General features: G+C 59.9%; 15 protein-coding genes and 1 other RNA gene. 8 read left to right on the top strand and 8 right to left on the bottom strand.

Features of this window, described 5'->3' with window-relative positions:
- Positions 1 to 146 precede the first annotated feature (146 nt).
- Together hemL and CFT68_RS06690 are read right to left on the bottom strand one after the other, a co-directional pair.
- Positions 147 to 1469, bottom strand: a complete 1323-nt coding sequence (gene hemL, locus CFT68_RS06695) for a glutamate-1-semialdehyde 2,1-aminomutase (protein ID WP_088842612.1) — start codon at positions 1467 to 1469, stop codon at positions 147 to 149.
- 97 nt (positions 1470 to 1566) lie between these two features.
- The gene (locus CFT68_RS06690; RefSeq protein ID WP_088842611.1) at positions 1567 to 3555 is read right to left on the bottom strand and encodes a tetratricopeptide repeat protein; all 1989 of its coding nucleotides are present in this window, start codon (positions 3553 to 3555) and stop codon (positions 1567 to 1569) included.
- Between the two features lie 413 nt (positions 3556 to 3968).
- Between CFT68_RS06690 and CFT68_RS06685 the strand changes: the two genes are divergently transcribed.
- From CFT68_RS06685 to dgt, 6 genes are all read left to right on the top strand, one after another.
- Positions 3969 to 4634, top strand: coding sequence for a TetR/AcrR family transcriptional regulator (locus CFT68_RS06685; RefSeq protein WP_088842610.1), 666 nt, complete (start codon positions 3969 to 3971; stop codon positions 4632 to 4634).
- 27 nt (positions 4635 to 4661) lie between these two features.
- Positions 4662 to 6389: a peptidase domain-containing ABC transporter gene (locus CFT68_RS06680; protein ID WP_088842609.1), complete on the top strand. Its 1728-nt coding sequence runs from the start codon at positions 4662 to 4664 to the stop codon at positions 6387 to 6389.
- A 40-nt stretch (positions 6390 to 6429) separates the two neighbouring features.
- A complete protein-coding gene (locus tag CFT68_RS06675) occupies positions 6430 to 7830 on the top strand; it encodes an HlyD family secretion protein (RefSeq protein WP_088842608.1) in 1401 nt (466 codons plus the stop codon).
- 35 nt (positions 7831 to 7865) lie between these two features.
- Entirely contained in the window at positions 7866 to 9329 is a 1464-nt protein-coding gene (locus tag CFT68_RS06670) for a TolC family protein (RefSeq protein WP_170934722.1), read from the top strand.
- A 67-nt stretch (positions 9330 to 9396) separates the two neighbouring features.
- Entirely contained in the window at positions 9397 to 10086 is a 690-nt protein-coding gene (locus CFT68_RS06665) for a DUF1361 domain-containing protein (protein WP_141106472.1), read from the top strand.
- Between the two features lie 249 nt (positions 10087 to 10335).
- On the top strand, positions 10336 to 11751 hold the full coding sequence (gene dgt / locus CFT68_RS06660; RefSeq protein WP_088842605.1) for a dGTP triphosphohydrolase: 1416 nt from the start codon (positions 10336 to 10338) through the stop codon (positions 11749 to 11751).
- 10 nt (positions 11752 to 11761) lie between these two features.
- Here dgt and CFT68_RS06655 read toward each other — a convergent pair whose 3' ends face one another.
- The 6 genes from CFT68_RS06655 to guaA form a co-directional block, all read right to left on the bottom strand.
- Positions 11762 to 12166: a M1 family aminopeptidase gene (locus tag CFT68_RS06655; RefSeq protein ID WP_317044107.1), complete on the bottom strand. Its 405-nt coding sequence runs from the start codon at positions 12164 to 12166 to the stop codon at positions 11762 to 11764.
- On the bottom strand, positions 12167 to 12613 hold the full coding sequence (locus CFT68_RS06650) for a M1 aminopeptidase family protein (RefSeq protein WP_088842603.1): 447 nt from the start codon (positions 12611 to 12613) through the stop codon (positions 12167 to 12169).
- A gap of 30 nt (positions 12614 to 12643) precedes the next feature.
- The gene (locus CFT68_RS06645) at positions 12644 to 13033 is read right to left on the bottom strand and encodes a hypothetical protein (RefSeq protein WP_212590368.1); all 390 of its coding nucleotides are present in this window, start codon (positions 13031 to 13033) and stop codon (positions 12644 to 12646) included.
- Between the two features lie 154 nt (positions 13034 to 13187).
- Complete coding sequence (locus CFT68_RS06640; RefSeq protein ID WP_088842601.1) at positions 13188 to 16424, bottom strand: AsmA family protein; 3237 nt, start codon at positions 16422 to 16424, stop codon at positions 13188 to 13190.
- Positions 16425 to 17072: 648 nt separating this feature from the next.
- Positions 17073 to 17747, bottom strand: coding sequence for a type 1 glutamine amidotransferase (locus CFT68_RS06635; RefSeq protein WP_170934721.1), 675 nt, complete (start codon positions 17745 to 17747; stop codon positions 17073 to 17075).
- Between the two features lie 107 nt (positions 17748 to 17854).
- Positions 17855 to 19387: a glutamine-hydrolyzing GMP synthase gene (gene guaA, locus CFT68_RS06630; RefSeq protein WP_088842599.1), complete on the bottom strand. Its 1533-nt coding sequence runs from the start codon at positions 19385 to 19387 to the stop codon at positions 17855 to 17857.
- Positions 19388 to 19745: 358 nt separating this feature from the next.
- On the opposite strand from guaA, the gene CFT68_RS06625 reads away from it, so the two are divergent.
- Together CFT68_RS06625 and ffs are read left to right on the top strand one after the other, a co-directional pair.
- A complete protein-coding gene (locus CFT68_RS06625) occupies positions 19746 to 20216 on the top strand; it encodes a carboxypeptidase-like regulatory domain-containing protein (protein ID WP_170934720.1) in 471 nt (156 codons plus the stop codon).
- Between the two features lie 105 nt (positions 20217 to 20321).
- An RNA gene (gene ffs, locus CFT68_RS06620) (signal recognition particle sRNA small type) lies at positions 20322 to 20418 on the top strand.
- Positions 20419 to 20597: the final 179 nt, after the last annotated feature.

The following is a 20597-nucleotide window of genomic DNA, read 5'->3' as shown; positions in this document are numbered from 1 at the left end:
TGCCGGTATGGTTCGGAAAGACATATCAGAAAACCCTAGGCCAGTATCCACAAACAAAGAACCTGGCCTAGCAGGAATGAGCCGTGAGTACGACACATATTCTTGCTAAGTCAGGTTCTGAATGCTTTAAAAACAGAAGACTAGACCTATAGGCCGTGTGCTTCGCGCATGGCTTCGCGGCAGGCCGTGAGGTACACGTCGGCTAGCTCGTCGGTGATGGCAGTGCTCACAAATAGCGCTTCGTACTGAGCCGGCGCGAGGTAGATACCGCGGTGCAGCATGGCGCGGAAGTAGCGTCCAAAGGCTTCAGTATCTGATTTCTTGGCATCCTCGAGGTTATTGACGGGCTGATCAGTGAAGAATACGCTGAACATTGAACCCACCTGATTGACGGTGTAGTTCAGGCCCAACTCCTGGCAGATCTGGCGGGTGCCATCGGCGATGCGCGTGCTGATGCGGTTGAGCTCGGTGTATAGCTCAGGGTTTTCCTGCAGATAAGTAAGCTGTGCAATACCGGCCGCCGTAGCAATAGGGTTTCCGGAGAGCGTGCCAGCCTGGTAGACCTTGCCAGCCGGTGCTACCTGGTCCATAATGTCCTGGCGGCCACCGTAGGCCCCCACGGGCATGCCGCCGCCAATGATTTTGCCCAGAGTCGTCATGTCGGGCTTGATGCCGTAGAGCTCCTGCGCGCCACCGCGCGACAGGCGGAAGCCCGTCATTACCTCGTCGAAAATGAGTACGATGCCGTGCTGGGTGCACAAGTCGCGCAGGCCCTGCAGGTAGCCTTTCTGGGGGGCTACCAAACCCATATTGCCAACAACCGGCTCCAGAATCAGGGCAGCTACCTGGCCTTCGTTGGCGAGAATGATCTGCTCAGCAGCAGCGAGGTCGTTGTAAGGAACCGTGAGGGTGTCCTGGGCCACGCCCTGCGTTACGCCCGGCGAGTCGGGAGCGCCGAGGGTAAGGGCACCCGAGCCGGCAGCAATCAGGAAGGAGTCGCCGTGGCCGTGGTAGCAGCCTTCGAACTTGATGATTTTGTTGCGGCCTGTATAGCCCCGCGCCACCCGAATGGCCGACATCGTAGCTTCCGTGCCGGAGTTTACCAACCGTACTTTCTCGATGCTGGGCACCATCTGCTTGATGAGCTCAGCCATCTCCACCTCGCGGCGGGTAGGCGCCCCAAACGACAACGAGCCTTTGATGGCTTCCTGCACTGCATCCAGTACTAGTTCTGGTGCATGTCCCAAAATCATTGGGCCCCAAGAGTTTATGAAATCAAGATATTGGTTGCCATCTACATCAGTCAGCCAGGCTCCTTTGGCCGACTGCATAAATACCGGGTGCCCGCCTACTGCCCGGAAGGCACGCACAGGTGAGTTTACGCCACCGGGAATGTGCTCTTTGGCGCGGGTAAACAGGGTGTCGCTGGTGGTGAGAGTAAGTTCGGGAGCAACTACGGATTGAGACATGCGAGGAGAAACTGAAAGGTTGCGCGAAGCTCCAGCGGCGCGCCATACTACAGATACTGATGAGGCGCGAGGCTGGAGCTTCGCGCTATAGTGTAACCTACCTGATGCCCACCGGGTTCAGCACTTCAAGCTCCAGGCGCTCCATTTTGGTGATGGGCACGTACTGGTTGTCGTGAGAGCCGCCGGGGTAGCCGATGCCCTGGAACACCGTGCCGGAAACCGGGCCGCCATTGGCCAGCGCCTCCTGAAAATCGGGGCCGTTCTGGTGGAGCTGAGAGCCGAAGTAGTACAGCATCTCGAAGCCTGAAAAGGCAAATACGGAGGGGGGCAGGTTCTGCCGCTGGGTGTACAACTGGCGGAAGCGGCGCACCCCCAGATTGGTTTTGTCGAGGAATTTGGGATGCACAAAGTACACGCTGCGGGCATTCAACTGGCCTAGGCTTACGCGGTTGTTGTCGAGCCAGGACGCATAGGTGATGAGGGCCGGGCGCGTAGCCTGGGCCTGCATCACCCCGAAGGTATAGGGGCCAGCCTTCTTGCCATCAGAAGCCACCACCAAGTGGCCTACAGACTTCAGATCCAGGCCTGCAAACCCAGCGGCCATGGACTCTTCCACATCGGAATTGATGCGGCGCAGCTCCAGGACTTTGCCGCCTAGCGCCTCGTAGGCCTGTTTGTAGGCCACTCCAAAGGAAGCTTCGTCTTTGCTGTCTTCGTAGAGAACCACGGCCGTGCGCGGGCCGCCCAAGCGGTTAAACGCAAACTCAGCGGCTTGTCGGCCCTGGGTGGCGGCACTGGGCTCATAGAGGTAATACCAAGGGTTGTCCAGAACCAAGTCGCCATCCTGAGAAAGCGGATTAACGCACAGGATCTGCTTCTGCTGTGCGAAGCGGGCCAGAATCTTGCTGCCCGATTTGTACACCGGCCCGATAATCATGTCCATGGAGGCTACCTCGGGCAGCGCCAGCACTTGCTTGAGCTGCAGGGTATCGGCGCCGGTATCGTAGGCGAAGAGCTGCACGGGGCGGCCTTCGCGCTGCAAGGAGTCCTGGGCTAAGCGCATGCCGGCATACAGGTCGGTCACGAACTGATTTTTGCGTTGCTTTTCCCAGCTCGGGTCGTTGAACTCGAAGGGGAGGAGCACCCCAATATTGTAGGTGCTTTTCTTCTGGGCCCGGGGCTGCGGGGTGTAGCGGGCCCGATCAAGAGAAAACTGCGTGATGAGCTGGTCGAGCTGGCCTTTGTCGGCATCGGTGTACCAGCCGCCATTGGCTAGCTTGTTGGCGTACGCGCGTCCCAGCGCCGCTTCCTGCGGATAGGTTTTGAGCAGGCTCTGGAATGTGGCCTTGTCCTTGATGCGGGGCAGATACAGGGCCTTCATGTTCTCGCGCTCCGTCGCTAGGCGGTCGGAGGGGAGTTGGGCCAGCACTCTAAGTGCATTGTCGAAATCGTTCTGCTCAAACGACACCTGACCTTGCAGAAACAGCGCCTCGGGCAGGTTAGGCCACTGCGGGTACTGGTTACGAATCAGGTTAAGCATCTGCTCAGCTTCGGCCCACTTCTTGGCGCGGCTGGCCGCCACGGCGTAGAGATAGCCGGCTTCGGGGGCGCGCTCAAACTTGCTGCCGGGGCGCGTGAGCGGCTCCAGCTCCTGCATGGCCAGATCGTAGCGGGTTTGCTCAAGGAGCGTTTTGCCGTTTTTGTAGCGCGTGTTGGGGTCAGTGGAGCCCAGGTTGGCTGGCAGGGGAGGCCCGGTAGGTTTGGGCGGCGAAACCACAGCAGGCCTAGCGGCGGCCGGAGTAGCGGGCTTTGCTCCGGCCTGAGCAGCCTGCTTAGTGGCAGCTGGCGCAGCAGTGGCTTTAGCGCCCGAAACGGCGGTTTTGGTAGGAGCAGCTCCTGCTTTGGCTGGCGTCGTGGCCGCCGGAGCTGGCTTTGTGGCCGGCTTTGCAGGGGCTGTGGTGGCCTTCTTGGGGGCTGCGGTGGGGGCAGTAGTAGGGCGCGATGTAGGCTGCTGAGCTAAGGCCGGAGCCGACAGGCCTAGGCCAGTACAGAAAGCCGCAAGTCGCAGAGCAAGGGAATACCTCATAACAGAGGACCGGAGAGAAAGTAGGTGAGAGTACAGAGGACGACGCCAGCAACCATACCAGCGCATCGGACAGCAAAGGTACGCAGATACACCGGGCAAGGGTTAAGTAGGAATAGCAGGCTCTGGGCGTTTGCTTTTCCCGTGGCCCTTTCGTGCTCAGCTGGGCCTAGATGCCGCGAGGAAGTGGCCTAGCAAAGTGCCAACAGCTGCCGCTGTTTTAATGAAGATTTAAGACCCATTTAATCTGGCCTTAAGTTCGGCAGTAGAGCCATGCGGTACCTTTGTACCCGAGTCTGGGAGATGTAGGAGGGCGGCTTTTCAATGGGCAGCATGGCCTCCTGCAAGCTCGGCTGTAAGTAAAGCTATCAAGAGCTGAAGTAATACTTCTTTCCGTGGCGCAACTGAGAACGAACATGAGAGATATCTGCCTGAGCGACAAACTGTATCTGCGCGATCCGCAGGATACGGAGCTGGGCCGGCGGCTCATTAATGAGAGCATCCGGCTGATTGATGAGATAGGCCTAGAGCAGTTCACGTTCAAGAAGTTGGCTCACCGCATGGGCTCTACAGAAGCCTCCCTGTACCGCTACTTCGAAAGCAAGCACCGGCTGCTGGTGTACCTGGTGTCGTGGTACTGGGCGTGGCTTCGGTTTCAGATCCGTTTCCATACCCACAACATCCCCGACCCCAGCCAGCGGCTGCGGCTGGTGCTGGGCATTCTGACGCGGGCCCACCACGACAACCCCACAACCGAGCTGGACGAGGCCGCGCTACACCGCATCGTAGTAAACGAAGCCTCCAAATCTTACCTCACCCACGATGTGGATGAGAACAACCAGAGCGGGCTATTTCGGGAGCACAAGCAGCTGGTGGCCGACATCGCGAGCATGGTGAGCGAAATCCGGCCTACCTACCGCTACCCACATGCGCTGGTAAGTACGTTGCTGGAGGCCTCGCGAAAGCAGCTCTTTTTTGCCCAGCACCTGCCTTCCCTCACCGATACTTCTGGCGAACAAGCCGTCGAGGCCAACATCTATTCCTTTCTGGAAGGGCTGGCTTTCGGAACCCTGAATCAATAACGACCCCTGAATTCTGACCTCCTTCTTATGGCCGACCATACTGAATCTTCCCTGACGCCGGGCCAGCGGATGCTGCGCCTGCTGGCTTCGGAACGGCGCGACATCACGTACCTCTATGTATATGCGGCCCTGGCCGGCCTCATTAGCCTCACGTTGCCGCTGGGCGTGCAGTCCGTCATCGGGTTTGTGAGTAGCGGCGATGTCAGCACATCGTTAGTCGTGCTGATTGGCTTTATTGTGTTCGGGACGTTCCTGGTAGGGGCGCTGCAGGTGATGCAGCTGTACCTGGTGGAGTTCATTCAGCAGCGCCTGTTTGCCCGCGTCAGCCTCGATTTTGCGGTGCGCCTGCCGCGGGTACGCACGGAGTCGCTCGGCGACCAGTACCTGCCGGAGCTGATGAACCGGCTGCTCGATACGCCCACACTACAGAAAGGCCTTTCTACGCTGCTGGTAGAGTTTTCGGCGGCGGCGCTGCAGATTCTGTTCGGCCTGATTTTGCTCTCCTTTTATCATCCTATCTTCATTGCCTTCGGCTTGCTGCTGATAGCGTTGCTGGCCCTCATGATTCGGGTGACCGGCCCTAAAGGCCTCACAACCAGCCTCGCCGAATCGAAATACAAGTATCAGGTGGTGGCCTGGCTGGAAGATGTAGCCCGCACGGTGCACACGTTCCGGCACTCGCCCCGGCAGGAGCTGGCCCTCAGCCGCACCGATGGGCTGGTGGGCGGCTACCTTTCAGCCCGCCAAAGCCACTTCCGGGTACTCCTGACGCAGTTCTGGGGGTTCGTGGCTTTCAAAACCCTGATTACGGCTGCTCTGCTCATCATTGGGTGCTGGCTGCTGATCAGCAAGCAAATCAACATCGGGCAGTTTGTGGCCGCCGAAATCGTGATTATCCTCACCATCTCGGCTGTAGAAAAAGTGCTGCTCAAGCTGGATGTGGTGTATGATGCCCTGACTTCGCTCGATAAAATTGGCCATGTACTGGACTTGCCCGTGCTGGAGCCGCACACGACCGGCACCTTGCCTTTACCCACCCAAACCAGTGGCCTACGCATGGAAGTACGCCACCTGACCTACCAGTATCCGGGAGGGCAGAAGCAGCCGCTGCAGGATGTGACGCTGGAGCTGACCGCGGGCGAGCATCTGGGGCTGGCCGGCTACGATGGCTCCGGCAAAACCACGTTGTTGCGCGTATTGGCGGGTTTGCTGCCCGGCTACACCGGCGTAGTGGCCTACGAGGGCATGGCCCTGCAGGACATTTCCAGCGAGGCGCTAGGCCAGTATGTAGGCGCCAACATTGCCCACCAAAACCTGTTTGAGGGGACCTTGCTCCAGAACCTGACCCTGGATCAGCCCCACATCAGCGCCGAGGATGTGGCCTGGGCGCTGGAGCTAGTGGGCCTGCGCGACGACTTTTACGCGCGTCCGCAGGGCCTGAAAACGCACCTGAGCGTCGGGACGACTTTCTCCGATAGTGTGCGACAGAAGCTGCTGCTGGCCCGCGCCCTTGTGAGTAGGCCCCGGCTGCTGCTGCTCGATAATTTCCTGCCCGGAGTAGAGCCAGCCGAGCGCCTGCGCATTATGCGCCGCCTGCTGGACCCCTCGCAAACCTGGACGGTGGTGCTGGCCTCCAACGATGTGCGCCTTCTGGAGCTATGCCCCCGGCTGGCCTTGCTCCAAAAGGGCCGCCTTGTGCTCGATGGTCCTTTTGCCAGCATTTCACAGCAGTCTGCGCTACGGGAGCTTCTGTAGCCCCGGGTCAGCTCATCCGCACTTTTAATTCGCAACGAATATGCCTTTCGCCGAACATCCCCTCGAAGAAACTGACCCGCTGACGGCGCATTTCCGCTCGTTCAAACGGGTGCAGACGCCGCGCAACGGCCGCGTGCTGGCCCGCTGGTTGGGCGGAATAGGCCTAGCAGTGCTGCTGGCGGGGTTTCTGCCCTGGACGCAGAACATCCGCTCCAACGGGCAGCTCACCACCTTGCGCCCCCAAGACCGGCCCCAAACGGTGCCCAGCACTATTGCCGGCCGCATTGCGAGCTGGCGCGTGCGGGAGGGCCAGCGCGTGAAGCAGGGCGATACGCTGGTCGTCATTACCGAAATCAAGGAGAAGTACTTCGACCCCGAGTTGCTGGCCCGTACCCGTGAGCAGCTGGCGGCCAAGATTTCGGCCCTCGAAGAAAACCGGGGCAAAACGGTGGCCCTCGGCTCTCAGCAAACCGCTTTGCGGGCGGGTCTGAGCGTAAGCCTCGACAAGGCCCGCAACAAAGTCACCCAGACCCGTCTCAAGGTAAACTCCGACGAGGCCGAGCTGCGCGCCGCCAACAACGACTTCGATATTGCCCGCCAGCAGCTGGCGCGCCAGGAAGAGCTCTACAAACAGGGTCTTAAGAGCCTCACGGAGCTGGAGCAGCGGCGCCTGAAGTTTCAGGAAAGCACCGCCAAGCGCCAGGCCGTAGAAAATAAGCTGGGCGCCAGCCGCCAGGAGCTGACCAACGCGCAGCTGGAGCTGTCGTCGTTGCAGGCCGATTACCAGGACAAGCTATCCAAGTCGGAGTCGGAGCGCCGCTCGGCAGTAGCCTACCAGTTCGATTCGGAGGGACAGATATCCAAGCTCCGCAACGAGCTGGCCAACCTGAGCATCCGCTCGGGCTACTACCACATTCAGGCCCCGCAGGATGGCTACGTGGTGCGCGCCCTCAAGCAGGGTATCGGCGAAATTGTGAAGGAAGGCGAAGCCATCCTGACCGTGATGCCCATTGCCCCGGCGTTGTCTGCCGAGCTCTACGTGCGCCCCATGGATATTCCGCTGCTCAGTGTAGGCCGTAAGGTGCGGCTGCAGTTTGATGGCTGGCCCGCGCTGGTGTTTACCGGCTGGCCCGGTACCAGCTTCGGCACATTCGGGGGCCGGGTGGCCGTTATCGATAACATTGACTCTCAGGGCCAATACCGCATTCTCGTGACACCTGACCCTGATTTGGAGCCCTGGCCGGAACCCTTGCGGGTAGGCTCCGGGGTGTACGGTTGGGCCCTGCTAGATGATGTTCCGATCTGGTACGAGCTGTGGCGCCAGTTGAACGGCTTCCCGCCCGACTTCGTGGGCGCCCCTTCCGACAAGGCCAAAAGTGGCCTAGCGGGCAAGAAAGAAGCTAAAGCGGCAGATAGCGGCGAGGAGGAGGAAGCGAAATGAGGTGGCCCTTACTACTACTACTGCTGTGGCTGAATATGCTGCCGCCGGCCTTCCTGCAAGCCCAGCCCACCGCCCGGCCAAACGGCCAGCTGAGTGGCCTAGGCCAACCCGGGAGCGTGCAGGCAGCCGCGCCCGATTCGGGTCAGGTGTTCTCGCTCAACGACCTGCTTACCTACGTGACGTTGCGCCACCCGGTGGCCCGGCAGGCGCGGCTGCAGCCGGAGCGCGCCCTGCAGGAGGTGCGCTATGCCCGTGGCCTCTTCGACCCCACCGCCACCAGCAAATACTATGGCAAGACGTTCGGGGGCAAGGAATATTTCCACGATTGGGACTCGCAGCTGCGCATTCCGATATGGTACGGGCTCGATGTGAAAGCCGGCTTCGATAGGGGCGTGGGAACTTACGTCAACCCCGAGAACTACACTTCGCCGGCGGGCCTGAGCTACGTAGGCCTGTCGGTGCCGCTGGCCCAGGGCTTGCTGATAGATGAGCGGCGGGCGGCGGTGCGTCAGGCTCAGGCGTTGCAAGGCCTGGCCGAAGCCGAGCGGCGCGGTGCCCTCAACAAGCTGGTGCTGCAGGCCGCTAAAGACTACTGGGACTGGAGCCTGAACTACGAGCGTCTGCAGCTGCTGGACCGCAACGCCGGCCTGGCCGATGTGCGCTTCCGGGCCATCCGGCAGCGCGTACGGCTCGGTGATGCGGCGGCCATCGATTCTATTGAGGCACTTACGGAGCTGCAAAACCGGCAGGCCACGCTTAGCCAGGCGCGGGTGCAGTTCCGCAATGCCACGCTGCTGCTCAGCAACTACCTCTGGGATGAGCAGCAACAGCCCCGCGACCTGCCCGCCACGGCCCGGCCGCAGCCCTTGCCCGGCCCCACCGACTGGCGCACTCTCTCGCCCGATTCGGTAGCGGCCCTGGCGCAGCTGGCCCAGCAAATTCATCCGGAACTCCAAAAGAACCGGGCTAAGCTCAGCCAGCTGGGCGTAGAGCGCCGCCTGCTTTCCAATAAGCTGCTGCCCAAGCTCTCCGTTGATTATAACCTGCTGCAAGCCGGCCAGCCCTTCAGCCCCGAGAAGTCGGCCAGCTTGCGCGGCACGTATCTGCAGAACAACTACAAGCTGGGCGTGAGCTTTGCTTATCCGTTGCTGCTGCGGCAGGAGCGGGCCAAGCTGCAGCTCAACCGCCTCAAGCAGCAGGAAACCGAGCTGGATCTGCAACAGGACACGCGCGAAATCCAGACGGGCGTACAAACCGTGGCCAACGACTGGGAGGCGCTGCGCGAACAGTTGGCCCTGCAGCAACAGGTGGTACGCAACGCCGAAAGCCTGCGCCGCGGCGAGCAGATCCGCTTTGAAAACGGGGAAAGCTCTGTGTTTCTGATTAATTCCCGGGAGGCCACGCTGGTTTCGGCCCGCGTGAAGCTTTCGGAGCTACAGGCTAAGTATGCCCAAGCCCAGGCCATGCTGCGGTGGGCGGCGGGTGGAGTGGTAGAATAACGCCGCCCACCGCCGGCGGTGTAACCGTGCATTTCCGTTGGCGTTTAAAAATGCTGAACTTGTAGCTATGCCGACTCCACTAGCCGACTTATCCTTGCCCCAGATCCGCCAGCGCCTCAACCTGCTGCTTGTGTTGGGTATTTCGCTCACCCTGAGTGTAGTACTGATAACCCTCCGGGTATTTCTGGCGCACGAAATCCGGTTCGTATTCCTGATGTGGAATCTATTTCTGGCCGTCGTTCCGTTTGGGCTCAGCACCATGCTCTCCCTCACGGCAGGCCGGCTGAAGGCGCGGGTGCTGCTACCGGTAGGGCTGGTGTGGCTGCTGTTTTTCCCCAATGCGCCCTACATTCTCACCGATCTGTTTCATCTGGAGCCTAGGCCAGGCGTGCCGTACTGGTACGATCTGGCCTTGATTCTGAGCTGCGCCTGGAACGGCCTGATGCTGGCCTACGCCTCCCTCACCGATATGCAAGCCCTCGTGACGCGCCGCCTGGGGTGGTGGACGGGCTGGAGCTTTGCCACCATTGCGCTGCTGCTCAGTTCCTTTGGCGTGTATCTGGGCCGCTTCCTACGCTTCAATAGCTGGGACGTGCTGACCAACCCGCTCACGCTGTTCTACGACATCATGCACCGCCTACTGCACCCCACCGACCACCCCGCTACCTGGGGCGTTACGCTGCTGTATGGCGCTTTCCTGCTGTTAGGTTACGCCACCGTGCGGCTGCTGGGCAAAACAGGTGAGGAAGTGGCCTAGGAGCATTTTGGGCGGTCGGTTAAGCAGCTTAAAAAAGACCGTCATGCTTGATCTGGTGTCCGCGCAGCCGAAGCATTTCTACCTCTGGCTAATTACTGGCCTAGAACTACAACGAAGCGATATAGATGCTTCGACAGCCCGGACACCAGATCAACCATAACGGTTAGATGTAGTCGAAGTCAGGGCAAAAAGCCAGATTGTACATTTCTGCGCTGGCTGATTTGCGGGAGCCCATTACCTTAGCCACTGATGATGCACCTGACAAGTTCCGACGCGCCGGCCATGACCTGGGAGCGGCTCCTGAGCCGCCGCCGCTACCCCGAGCAGCCCCAACTGCATGTAGTGACGGATGCGCCGCCCGTGCGCGGAGCCTTCGTGGCCGACTACGACCGGGTGGTGTTCAGCTCGGCGTTTCGGCGCATGCAGCGCAAAACCCAGGTGATGCCCCTGCCCGAAATGGATTTCGTGCACACCCGCCTCACGCACTCCCTGGAAACGGCCAGCGTAGGCCGCTCCCTGGGCCGCTTGGGTGGGCGTCTGCTGCTGGAAGAGTCGGAGAGCCTCGCCAAAACGCTGCCGCATCTGGATAGCGACTTCGGAGACATTGTGGCCGCCGCCTGCCTGGCCCACGACATCGGGAAGCCGCCGTTTGGGCACAGCGGCGAAGATGCTATTTCGGCGTACTTCCACAGCTCGGCCGCCGAGCCGTTCGTGCGGGTGCTCAACGCAGCGCAGCGCGCCGATTTGCAGCAGTTTGAAGCCAACGCAGCCGGGTTTCGGATACTCACGCACACTTACGCGGCCCATAGCAGCGGCTCGGCTGGCTTGGGCCTCACGTATGCCACGCTGGGTGCCTTCACCAAATATCCGCGCCCTTCAGTAGTGGAGGAGGCCAGCCTGACGCGTGGCACCAGCGAGAAAAAGTATGGCTACTTCCAGACCGAAGCGGCCCGTTTTCAGGAGGTTGCCCGTGAGCTAGGCCTCTTGCCGAAACCGCCCGGCACTGAACTGGGCGGCTTCTTTCATCGGCATCCATTAGCCTTTCTTGTGGAGGCAGCCGATGATATCTGCTTTCGGATTGTTGATTTTGAAGACGGCCTCAAGCTGGGGCTGATTCCGTGCAAGGAAGGCCTGCAGCTTATGCGTGAAATCCTGGGTGATGCGCCCGACCGGCGCGGCTCCGTGGAGTGGCACGACTGGCGCGAGGAGCTGGGCTACCTGCGGGCCCGCCTCATTAACCGGCTGGTGCAGCAAACTGCCCGCCTCTTCGCCGACCGTTCCGATGACCTGCTGCGCGGCCGCTCCGATGAGCCCCTGATACGCCAGCTGGAGTGTTGGGAGCAGCTGCAGCACATGCACCAGCTCACGCTCCAGCACCTATACCAAAGCCGCCCCGTGCTGGAAACCGAAGCGGCCGGCTTCGAGGTGCTGGCCGGCCTGCTGGATGGGTTCCTGCACGCCACCTTCGACCCCTATACCGGCCCCCGCTCGCGCAAGCTGCTGCAATTGTTGCCGGAGCAATTCAGAGCCGTAGGCCACCAGGAAGGAGCCTCTGCCTACGAGCAAATCATATTGCTCACAGATTACATCGGCGGCCTCACCGACCAGAATGCCCTAAGCCTACTGCGCAACATCCGTGGAGTACACCTACCGAAGGGGCTCTAGGCCAGTTGGGCTAGTGTTTTAGAAGCGCCAGGAGCCAGGCGCGGTTTTCTGCTCCGGTGGTTTGTTCTACCAAGGCCAGGAAGGCTTCGGTGGTGGCGGTTTTCTGCGCCGCAGTGGCCGCCAGAAGCGTCAGAAACTTTTCGTTGCCCAGGCGCTGGTGCAGAGCGGCCAACACCACTGTGCCTTTGCTGTACACCACGCGGCGGTAGGTGGGGTAATCGTACTTCTCCTTCTGAAAACCGATGAGGGCGGGTGCGCCCGCGGCGGCAGCAGTATGCTTGGCCAACACGCGATTATACGTGGCTGTGTCGCCCGCTGAGCGGATATACAGCAGGCTCGAATACACGGCAAAGGCCTCATTCAGCCAGTCGTTGTAATCATTAAAAGAGCCCGACGACCACCATTTGTGAGTGATTTAGTGGGCTAAAATTAGGCGTTCATCGGGCTTTCGGATATCGAAATCAGAGTAGGTAATCACGGTAGCGTTATCGAGCAGACCAAATGCATCGCGGTCGGTGCCCGGAAGTAAAATGGAGAAGCGCGCAATAGGGTCTTGCCGACCAATGGTACCGTTGTAAAATGCTACCACCTTCTCCGTTTCCGGCAGCAGCAAAGAATCGGTGCGATTCAGCTCAGCTCCGGCTTTGTATAGGCCTACGGGCGCTGCAGAACCTGGCTTCGATGATAAACTACGGAACTGCAGCGCGGCCAAGGCCGTCAGCTCAATAGCAGGAGTGCGGCCCCGGAACGTGTAGTGGCCGCGGCGGTGCTGGGTGGGCGGGCGCGTGCTGATGACACTGTACAGAGCAGGCGCCTGCACCTCCAGCACATAATCAACCAGCTGATATTCTTTATAAGGCAAAACCGGCACCCAGAAGCTGTGCCCGCTCAGCTACATCACCTGCTCGGTGGCAAACCGTGAGGAAAGCGTGCCTTCGTAGGTGATAGTTATCTGGCGGGGCTGCCTGTTGTGCGGCGCGTAGGCCACCTCTATGCCCTGCACGGTATCCTGATATACGGAGTACATGTAGGGCGCCACCCGTTGCTGCGTAGAGCGAGGCGCATTGACGGAAAGCACCTTGAACGCTTTGTTCAGGTTTAGTCGGATGTTTTCCGGAGCTGCTTCTGCCGGAATAGTGAGGGTATAGCGGCACCAGAAATGCTTGGTAGCAGGCTCCAGCCGAAGCAAAGCCCGCACCTGATGTGGGGTGGCGGCCTGGCTTGAAGTTGCGCCACCGATAATCAGTAAAAGCAACAGTACTCGATAATACCTGAAAAGCATGGGTGAATAGGGGAATAGATGAGCTAGGTACTGGCCTAGAAATAGGGTATAGCGAAGCGGTTTAGGTAGATAGTAAAGGTCGCAAAAGCCCGTTATGCTGAGCGCAAGAAAAGGCCGGTGCATTCGGCTTTCTTGCCCACTAGGCCTGTAGGGGTCATTGCAGCAGCCGCAATGTAGTATCGAGGGGCTGACGGATGAGCAGCTGCTGAAACTCCCGACGAAGCTGCTCCTGCTGCTGGCGTTGTTCCTGCTTCTGGAATGGTCGGACTTTGTAGCGGCTGCCCGGCGTGCGGTGAAGGTTTACGTAGACCAGGCCCCGGCTGGGCTGCTCCGTGGCTTCACCGCTCTGGATGCGTTCAATCCGCTTTTTGTTGTTGCCGAACAGGGTTTGCATGGGGCTCAGACCTACATACAGGTTGGCCCGGCCATCCAGCTGGTATTCGCCGCTGATGGCCATATCCGTGAGGTTGCTGTTGAGATGTAGATCCGGGATCAGCAGGCGGGTGCCGTCCAGGATAAAGCGCGGGCTCACGGGCTCAAAGTAGAGGTGGCTGGTCCGCTTATCGCGCAAAAACTTCAGGGCCTGCTGCAAGGCCGTCACATCCATCAGCTCCAACTCGCGCAAATCGGTTTTTAGGTAGGCGTGGGTTTGAGACAGTGAGGGCAGAAATGCGGCATCCAGTGTGGTGTGCAGGTCGCCTTCGCACTGCATAGTACCCCGGATGTTTTCAGGCCCCATCACGTCTAGATTCAGGGCGGCAGCCACCCCGAATAAAGGGGTGAGGTTGATGTTCTTGAGGCGCACCTGGGCATGCAATGGGTGCTGAGAGCCCGCCTCTGCATCCATCTGTACACGGCCCCGAAGGTTTATAGATCCTCCAAAGGACTGCAGGGAGCACTCATCCAGATTGGCCCAGCCATTCTCTAAACTGCTGCGCAGCTGAAAGTTGCTTCCCTGCAAAGCAGCATATCGAACCCGGTCGGCGGATACCCGCACCTTTGCGGCAACGGTGCCATCTAATAGAGAAGATCCACCGGCCGGCGCTTTGGTAGGGGGGGCATCAGGAGCCTTTCGTGAGGGCGGCGTAAGGGCGGCCAGCAGCTGGAACAGGCGCTGCACATCAAGCTCGGAATAGCGCAGGTCTATATCGGCCTTGGCTGATTGCAGCTCGGTGCCGTTGAGGCGCGCCATAGCACTTACGCGCCCCGTGCCGCCCGCACTGGTCCCGAAGGTGAGGTAAGGAATCCGGAAATTGCGGCCGGTTTTGTTGAGCCGCAGCCGCATATCCGTGAGGTTTTCGCCTGCCGGCAGTTGCAAGTTTTGGATGCTCACCTCGGCCTGTCCGTTGGCGGCCAGCAGTACTTCCTGCAGGCTCGGGTCGGCGTTGTTACTGGGTGCAGGGCGCACCGGGCGGTGAAGCAGGGCCAGCAGGCGTCGGTACTCAATTGTCTGGAAGTGCGCCGCGAGGCGCGCCGCCACCGGTTGCAGGTGCAGTGTATCCGTAGGCCAGCTGATGGCCCCCTTGACCTGTCCACTCCACACATGCATCTGGAGGTTGGAAAGCTGCACTTGTCGGCCATCGTGGCGCACCGTGGCCGCCAGCTGGAACAGGGTATCGGTGGGCAGGAGCAAACGTTGGCAGCGAAGCCTAATATAGAGGTGTAGGCCAGGAGGCAGCAGGTTCATGGCTCGGGCGGCCAGCTCCTGATTGCGCGGGCGGCCGGGCCGGCGGATGCGTGGGGCCGCCGCTCGCGCATGGCCTACGGGGGGCGCCAGCAGCTGGCGCAGCCGCCCCAGGTGCAGCTCATCAACAGTAAACGTGCCCTTGATATCGGTAGAAGGATGCTGCCCACTAAAGTAAGCCAGCAGGTACGTGGTGGTGGCATTGGCCTGCACCTGCATGCCATTCAGGCGACCCGCTAGGTTTTCCAGAATCCACAGACTGTCGCGCAGGCGCACGCGCACATTCAGCCCCGACATATCGGCTCCGTGACTTGGCACCAAAAGCGAGGCATTCTCCAGCGTAACGGTTCCGCGCGCGGCCAGCGGCGAGAGGGTGGCAGTAGCCGTCTGGCCTGCTCTGCGGGCCGTGCGCTCCGGAATTTCGGGCAGTAAGCCATTGAAGTGAATATTCAGGGCGGCTTGCCCCGAACGTGCTTTCCAGAGGCCAGGCACTACCACTGTGGCCAGGGTTTGCAGCTCCGTGCGTCCCTGCACATGGCCCGTCAGGAAGGGGTGGGTGAAGTCCTGCACCTTGATTCGGGCATTCAGCTCGCCCGCCGTAGAGTACAGCCGGCACTGCTCAAAGCTGAGGTAGGTGGTGCGGGAAGAGTGTTCGGGGCCGTTGTCGAACACACCACGGGCATCCCAACGCCGGATCTGGCGAACTGAATCGGGCCAGCGCATTTGTGCATTCTGCAACTGAAAGCGCAGGATGGTGCGTGGCCTGGCCGATGGTCCGCTCAGGCCCTGAATGGTATACTGGATTCGGGCATGGCTGGCGCTGGTGGCTCCCGTAAGGAAATGGTGCAGATTGGTGGGCAGCGCTACGTGCAGCACCTCTACCAAGGGCTGGCGGCCCACAAACTTCAGGTTGAGGGTAGTGCCTCTGGGGGCACCGGGCGCTGCGGCCTGGTGGGTGCCGGTAACCAGCACGGTATCGCCGTTGAGGGTGGCGTGCGTCCGGAGAAAGTTGCCCTGCCGGCGCCCAAAATCGTAGCGGTAGCGTATCCAGGCCATTACGGGCTCCTGCTCAAATAAATTGCCCCGCCCGCTACGCAAATATTCCAGCTGGGCGTCCAGAGTGCCTCGGACGTTAGCCACTCCGCCCCGCGCCCGCACTGCTAGCCCACCGCGCCTGACGTAAGCCGAAAAGCCGCTGTTCTGCAGCTCGTTGCGGTCCGTGACGCGCACTTTGTATAGCAACAGTGAATCGAGGTTGAAATCGGGTGGCGTGAAGGCCGCCGCGCGGTGCGGGCCTTTGCCATGCAGGCCCCAGTTGTGGCCTAGAGAATCGGTAAGCTGTCGGAATTCAGCATCATACACCGCCAGTCGGTTTATCTGCACCCGTCCTAGCAGCAGCTGGCTCAGCCGCAGCCGCAGGTCGGCACGGCCTATCTGCAACACCGGTATAGCACGCTGGAAAGCCGTATCAGTCAGGCTGACGTGGTGCAGGGACGCCGTAATGTGTGGAAAGTCGCGCAGCCAGGAAAACTCCACCTCAAATGGCGCCAGCACCAGATCGGAGTTCTGGGCGATTCGGGCCCGCGCCTGACGCGTAATCTCGCGTCGGCCCCAATTGGAGCCCAACAGTACCAAGGCCGCTACCACCGCCAACAACAGCCCCAGCACGGCTACAGCCAGGAACTGACGGATCGACGGTCGTTTCATGCGGGACTAACGGGCGGGAGGGGTAGCGGAGTTGCTGCTATCTACGCAGAAAACCTAACAGTGGTAGTGCGTAGGAGCAATCTGCTCAGGCAGAAAGCAGGCGAGCAGCTGTAAGAGGTGTTCGGGACTGGCCTACGGCATTTGGTGGATGATAGGTCTTGGATCTACTAATAGAAGAAAGTTTATGCGGATAGAGTCGCCGGGCCGGACGTGTAAAGCCACGGGTTCTTGAGGTACGAGCAAACCTACAGCGCCGCATCGTAAAGTATAGGTGCCTGTGGCAAGTGGTAGCGTGTAGTTTCCATGGCTATCCGTGTCGGTGAATTGCTGACGCGCAAACACACGGGCACCGGGCTGCGGGCTTACCGTGCCATCTGATCCAAGTCGGTCTACGTGGCCTAGCAGAATAGCTTGCTGCTGCAAATGAGCCCGCCGCAACGGAGGCGAAACCACCGGCGGCGGCCCGTACCAGCCTCTTTGCATATGGTGTGGCGAATAGCTCTTCGCGTAATCAGCTGCCAACTTCTGGGCTTGCAGGCAGTCCTGTATGACAATGGGCCCTTTGCAACTGACCAGGCACCCACACAGAATAAGTGTAAACAGGCCTAGCGCTTGATGAAAATACTGCATATCGAATATAAAACGGGCCTAAGCCAGCGCCAACATGCCATCCAGCAGCGGAAACAGAAACGCTGGCGACTGGCCTAGCAGCGCGCGGTGATTCTGAATCTCGGGCACAGTCTGCACATAGGTGCCTGAGCCGAGCAAGTGCCCTTCCGCCCCCACCAACGACGCCAGCCAGGCCGCATCAGCCTCCGGATGAAACTGTAGGCCTATTACCCGGTCTTGCCACAGAAAGCCCTGGCAACTGGTAGCCGCCGAAGTAGCCAGCAGCTGAGCGCCGGGCGGCAGGGTAAACGCATCATAGTGCCAGTGCAGGGCCATAACCTCGGCGGGCAAGTGGCCTAGCTGCGGTGTCTGGCGTGCCTCGGCAGTAAACTCCACCGGCCAGAAACCAACCTCCGGCTCTGGGTTGCGGCCTACCGTGGCGCCCAGAAGCTGGGCTATCAGCTGCGAACCAAGGCATAGGCCTAGCACTGGCTTCCCGGAGCCCAGCGCAGTTTGGATGGCGTTCTTCTCGAGGCGGAGCCACGGAAATTCTTCCTCATCATGCACACCCATGGCCCCGCCCAGCACCACTAGTAGGTCAGTAGCTGACAAGTCAGGCGCAACAATAACGGGCTCAAACCACCGGGTAATGTGCAGCTCATGCCCACGGGTTTTAGCCCAGGCAGCTATGTGCGCCGGGCCCTCATCAGGCATGTGTTGAAAGCAGTGAATCAGCATAAAGGCGAGGGTTTAGGCAAGCAAAAAAGCCCGCTGGCAATATACACCAACGGGCTTTTCTCACTTACTAAATTACTGGCAGCTTATTCCCACTCAATCGTTGCTGGTGGCTTGGAGCTGATATCGTACACCACGCGGTTGATGCCGCGCACCTGGTTGATGATGCGGTTTGAGATGTCGGCCAGGAAGTCGTAGGGCAAGTGAGCCCAGTCGGCGGTCATGCCGTCTACGCTGGTTACGGCGCGCAGGGCTACTACTTGCTCGTACGTCCGTTCGTCGCCCATTACGCCCACGCTCTGGATGGGCAGCAGCATTACGCCGGCTTGCCACACCTTCTCGTAGAGGCCGTAGTTTTTCAGGCCGTTGATGAAGATGGCATCGGCGCGCTGGAGCAGGTCTACTTTCTGGGGCGTGATGTCGCCGAGGATGCGGATGCCCAGGCCCGGTCCGGGGAAGGGGTGGCGGTGCAGAATATTAACGGGCAGGCCTAGCGTGTGGCCTACCTCGCGCACCTCGTCCTTGAACAATGCCCGCAGCGGCTCCACAATCCTCAGGTTCATTTTCTCGGGCAGGCCGCCCACATTGTGGTGGCTCTTAATGGTGACAGCCGGACCTTTTACCGACACCGACTCAATAACATCGGGGTAAATGGTGCCCTGCGCCAACCACCGCGCGCCATCGACCTTCTGGGCCTCGCGGTCGAACACCTCGATGAAGGTACGGCCGATGGCTTTGCGCTTCTGCTCGGGGTCGGTGAGGCCGGCGAGGGCCGCGTAAAACTCTTCGGAGGCATCTACGCCGCGCACGTTCAGGCCCAAATCCTTGTAGGAGTGGAGCACGTCTTCATACTCATCCTTGCGCAGCAACCCGTTGTTCACGAAGATGCCGTGCAGACGCTTGCCTACCGCCTGGTGCAGCAGCAACGCCGCCACCGACGAATCGACGCCGCCCGACAGGCCTAGAATTACCTGGTCTTCCTCACCGATGGTGCGCTTGAGCGTGTCCACCATGGAGTCCACGAAGTGCTCCGGCGTCCAGCTCTGGTCTAGGCCACAGATAGAAACCACAAAGTTCTGGAGCAGCGTTTTGCCGTCGGTCGAGTGCGTTACTTCGGGGTGAAACTGGATGCCGTAGGTCGGCTGGCCCTCAATGTGGAAGGCGGCCACGGCTACTTCCGGCGTGCCAGCAATAATCTCGTAGCCCGCGGGCAAAGTCTTGATAGTGTCGCCGTGCGACATCCAGACCTGCGACTCGGTAGGCACGCCGTGTAGCAGGGGAGAGGCATGGTGCACATGCGTGAGGCGCGCGCGCCCGTACTCCCGAATGGTGGCGGGCATCACCTCGCCGCCCTGCTGATGGGCCAGTAGCTGCGCGCCGTAGCACACGCCCAGCACCGGCACATGGCCTAGGTACTTGCTCAGGTCGGGGTTGGGGGCTTCGGGGTCGCGCACAGAGCACGGGGAGCCCGAAAGCACAACGCCCCGGATGTCCTCAGTGAGGTCCGGGGCGTGGGTATACGGATGGATTTCGCAGTAAACGTTCAGTTCCCGGATGCGCCGGGCAATGAGTTGCGTGTATTGCGACCCAAAATCGAGAATCAGAATCTGTTGAGGCATAGGCAAAGTTACGGGACAGATTTCACACCTGACGCAGTTTTCTGCGAGGAAATGCCAAGTGCGCCGCGAATTGATGGAGTTGGTTAAAGGACTTTCCCGGTGATAACCAGAGAGGAGTCGCTAGGCCAGCGCGGGGCGAAGCGGAGTGCAAACTGCGTCACAAACGAGACGTTTTTGCGCCACGTTATCAGTGCAGAGAGCGGGCCTGACTGAGATGGAGCTCAACGGTAAAGAAATTATTCAATATTTTGAATATATAATCTACGTCACAGAAGTAGGGCTTCTGGCCTTTACGGCAGCGGCACAAACCTCGACCTTTCGACCGGTCCATTGTCTTTCCGCTTACTTCCTTCCTGCCATGCACCGTTCTATACTGTTTCTTGGGTTTCTGAGTGTTGTGCTTTCTCTACAGGCGGTGCATGCCCAGCAAGTAGCCAGCACGACAGGGCCAGCTACCTCCAGCACCCGCGACTCCAGCCAGCTGGCCGTTGTGGTAGCCAAGCCCCAGGAATCTCTTGAAGCGAAGCCTGCTGCCGCCCCTAATGCACCGGTTGCTACCCCAGAAGCTGCCAGCAAAGCCGAATGGGTGAAACTAAACGGGAGCGTGCTCAATGAGCGTAACGAGCCGCTGGCCGGCGCAACGGTCTATATCAAGGAAGCCGCCGATGTGGTGAGCACCAACGCCCGCGGCGAGTTTACCATGTCAGTGCCACAGGGGCTTAATACGCTGGTGTTTAGCTATACCGGCTATCAGGAGCAGCAACTGAAGGCCACCAACTTCCTGCCCGTAACGGTGAAGCTGCAACCTGCCCGCCGCCGCAATAAATAGTGGCCTAGGAAAAAGAATATGCCACAGAATCAAGGCAATCCATCGTTTTGGGGCTAAATCTGGCCTGCTAGCTTGCCCGCAACTATCCGCTTCGTATCTTTGCACCCGGCGAGTCAGAACGACCAGCTCCTACTGAACTCCCCCAGGACCGGAAGGTAGCAAGGGTAGGTGGTTGAGCGGTGCGATTTTGGCTCGCTTTTTTTATCACGGATTTAGACAGATTATCCGGATTTCGCGGATTTCTTCTTTATCTGCTCCTTGTCAAAAGAGCCTTCCATCGGGAGGCTCTTTTGTTTTTCCGCCTGTCTGAACTCCCGCGCTACCCGGTCTTATCTCCCGGCGGGTTTCTCTAATCCGAAAAATCCGTCTGAATCCGTGATT

The organism is Hymenobacter gelipurpurascens (genome assembly GCF_900187375.1).
Lineage (GTDB): Bacteria > Bacteroidota > Bacteroidia > Cytophagales > Hymenobacteraceae > Hymenobacter > Hymenobacter gelipurpurascens.
The sequence above is the reverse complement of the archived record's forward strand: the minus strand, read 5'-3'. Positions and strand labels throughout refer to the sequence as shown.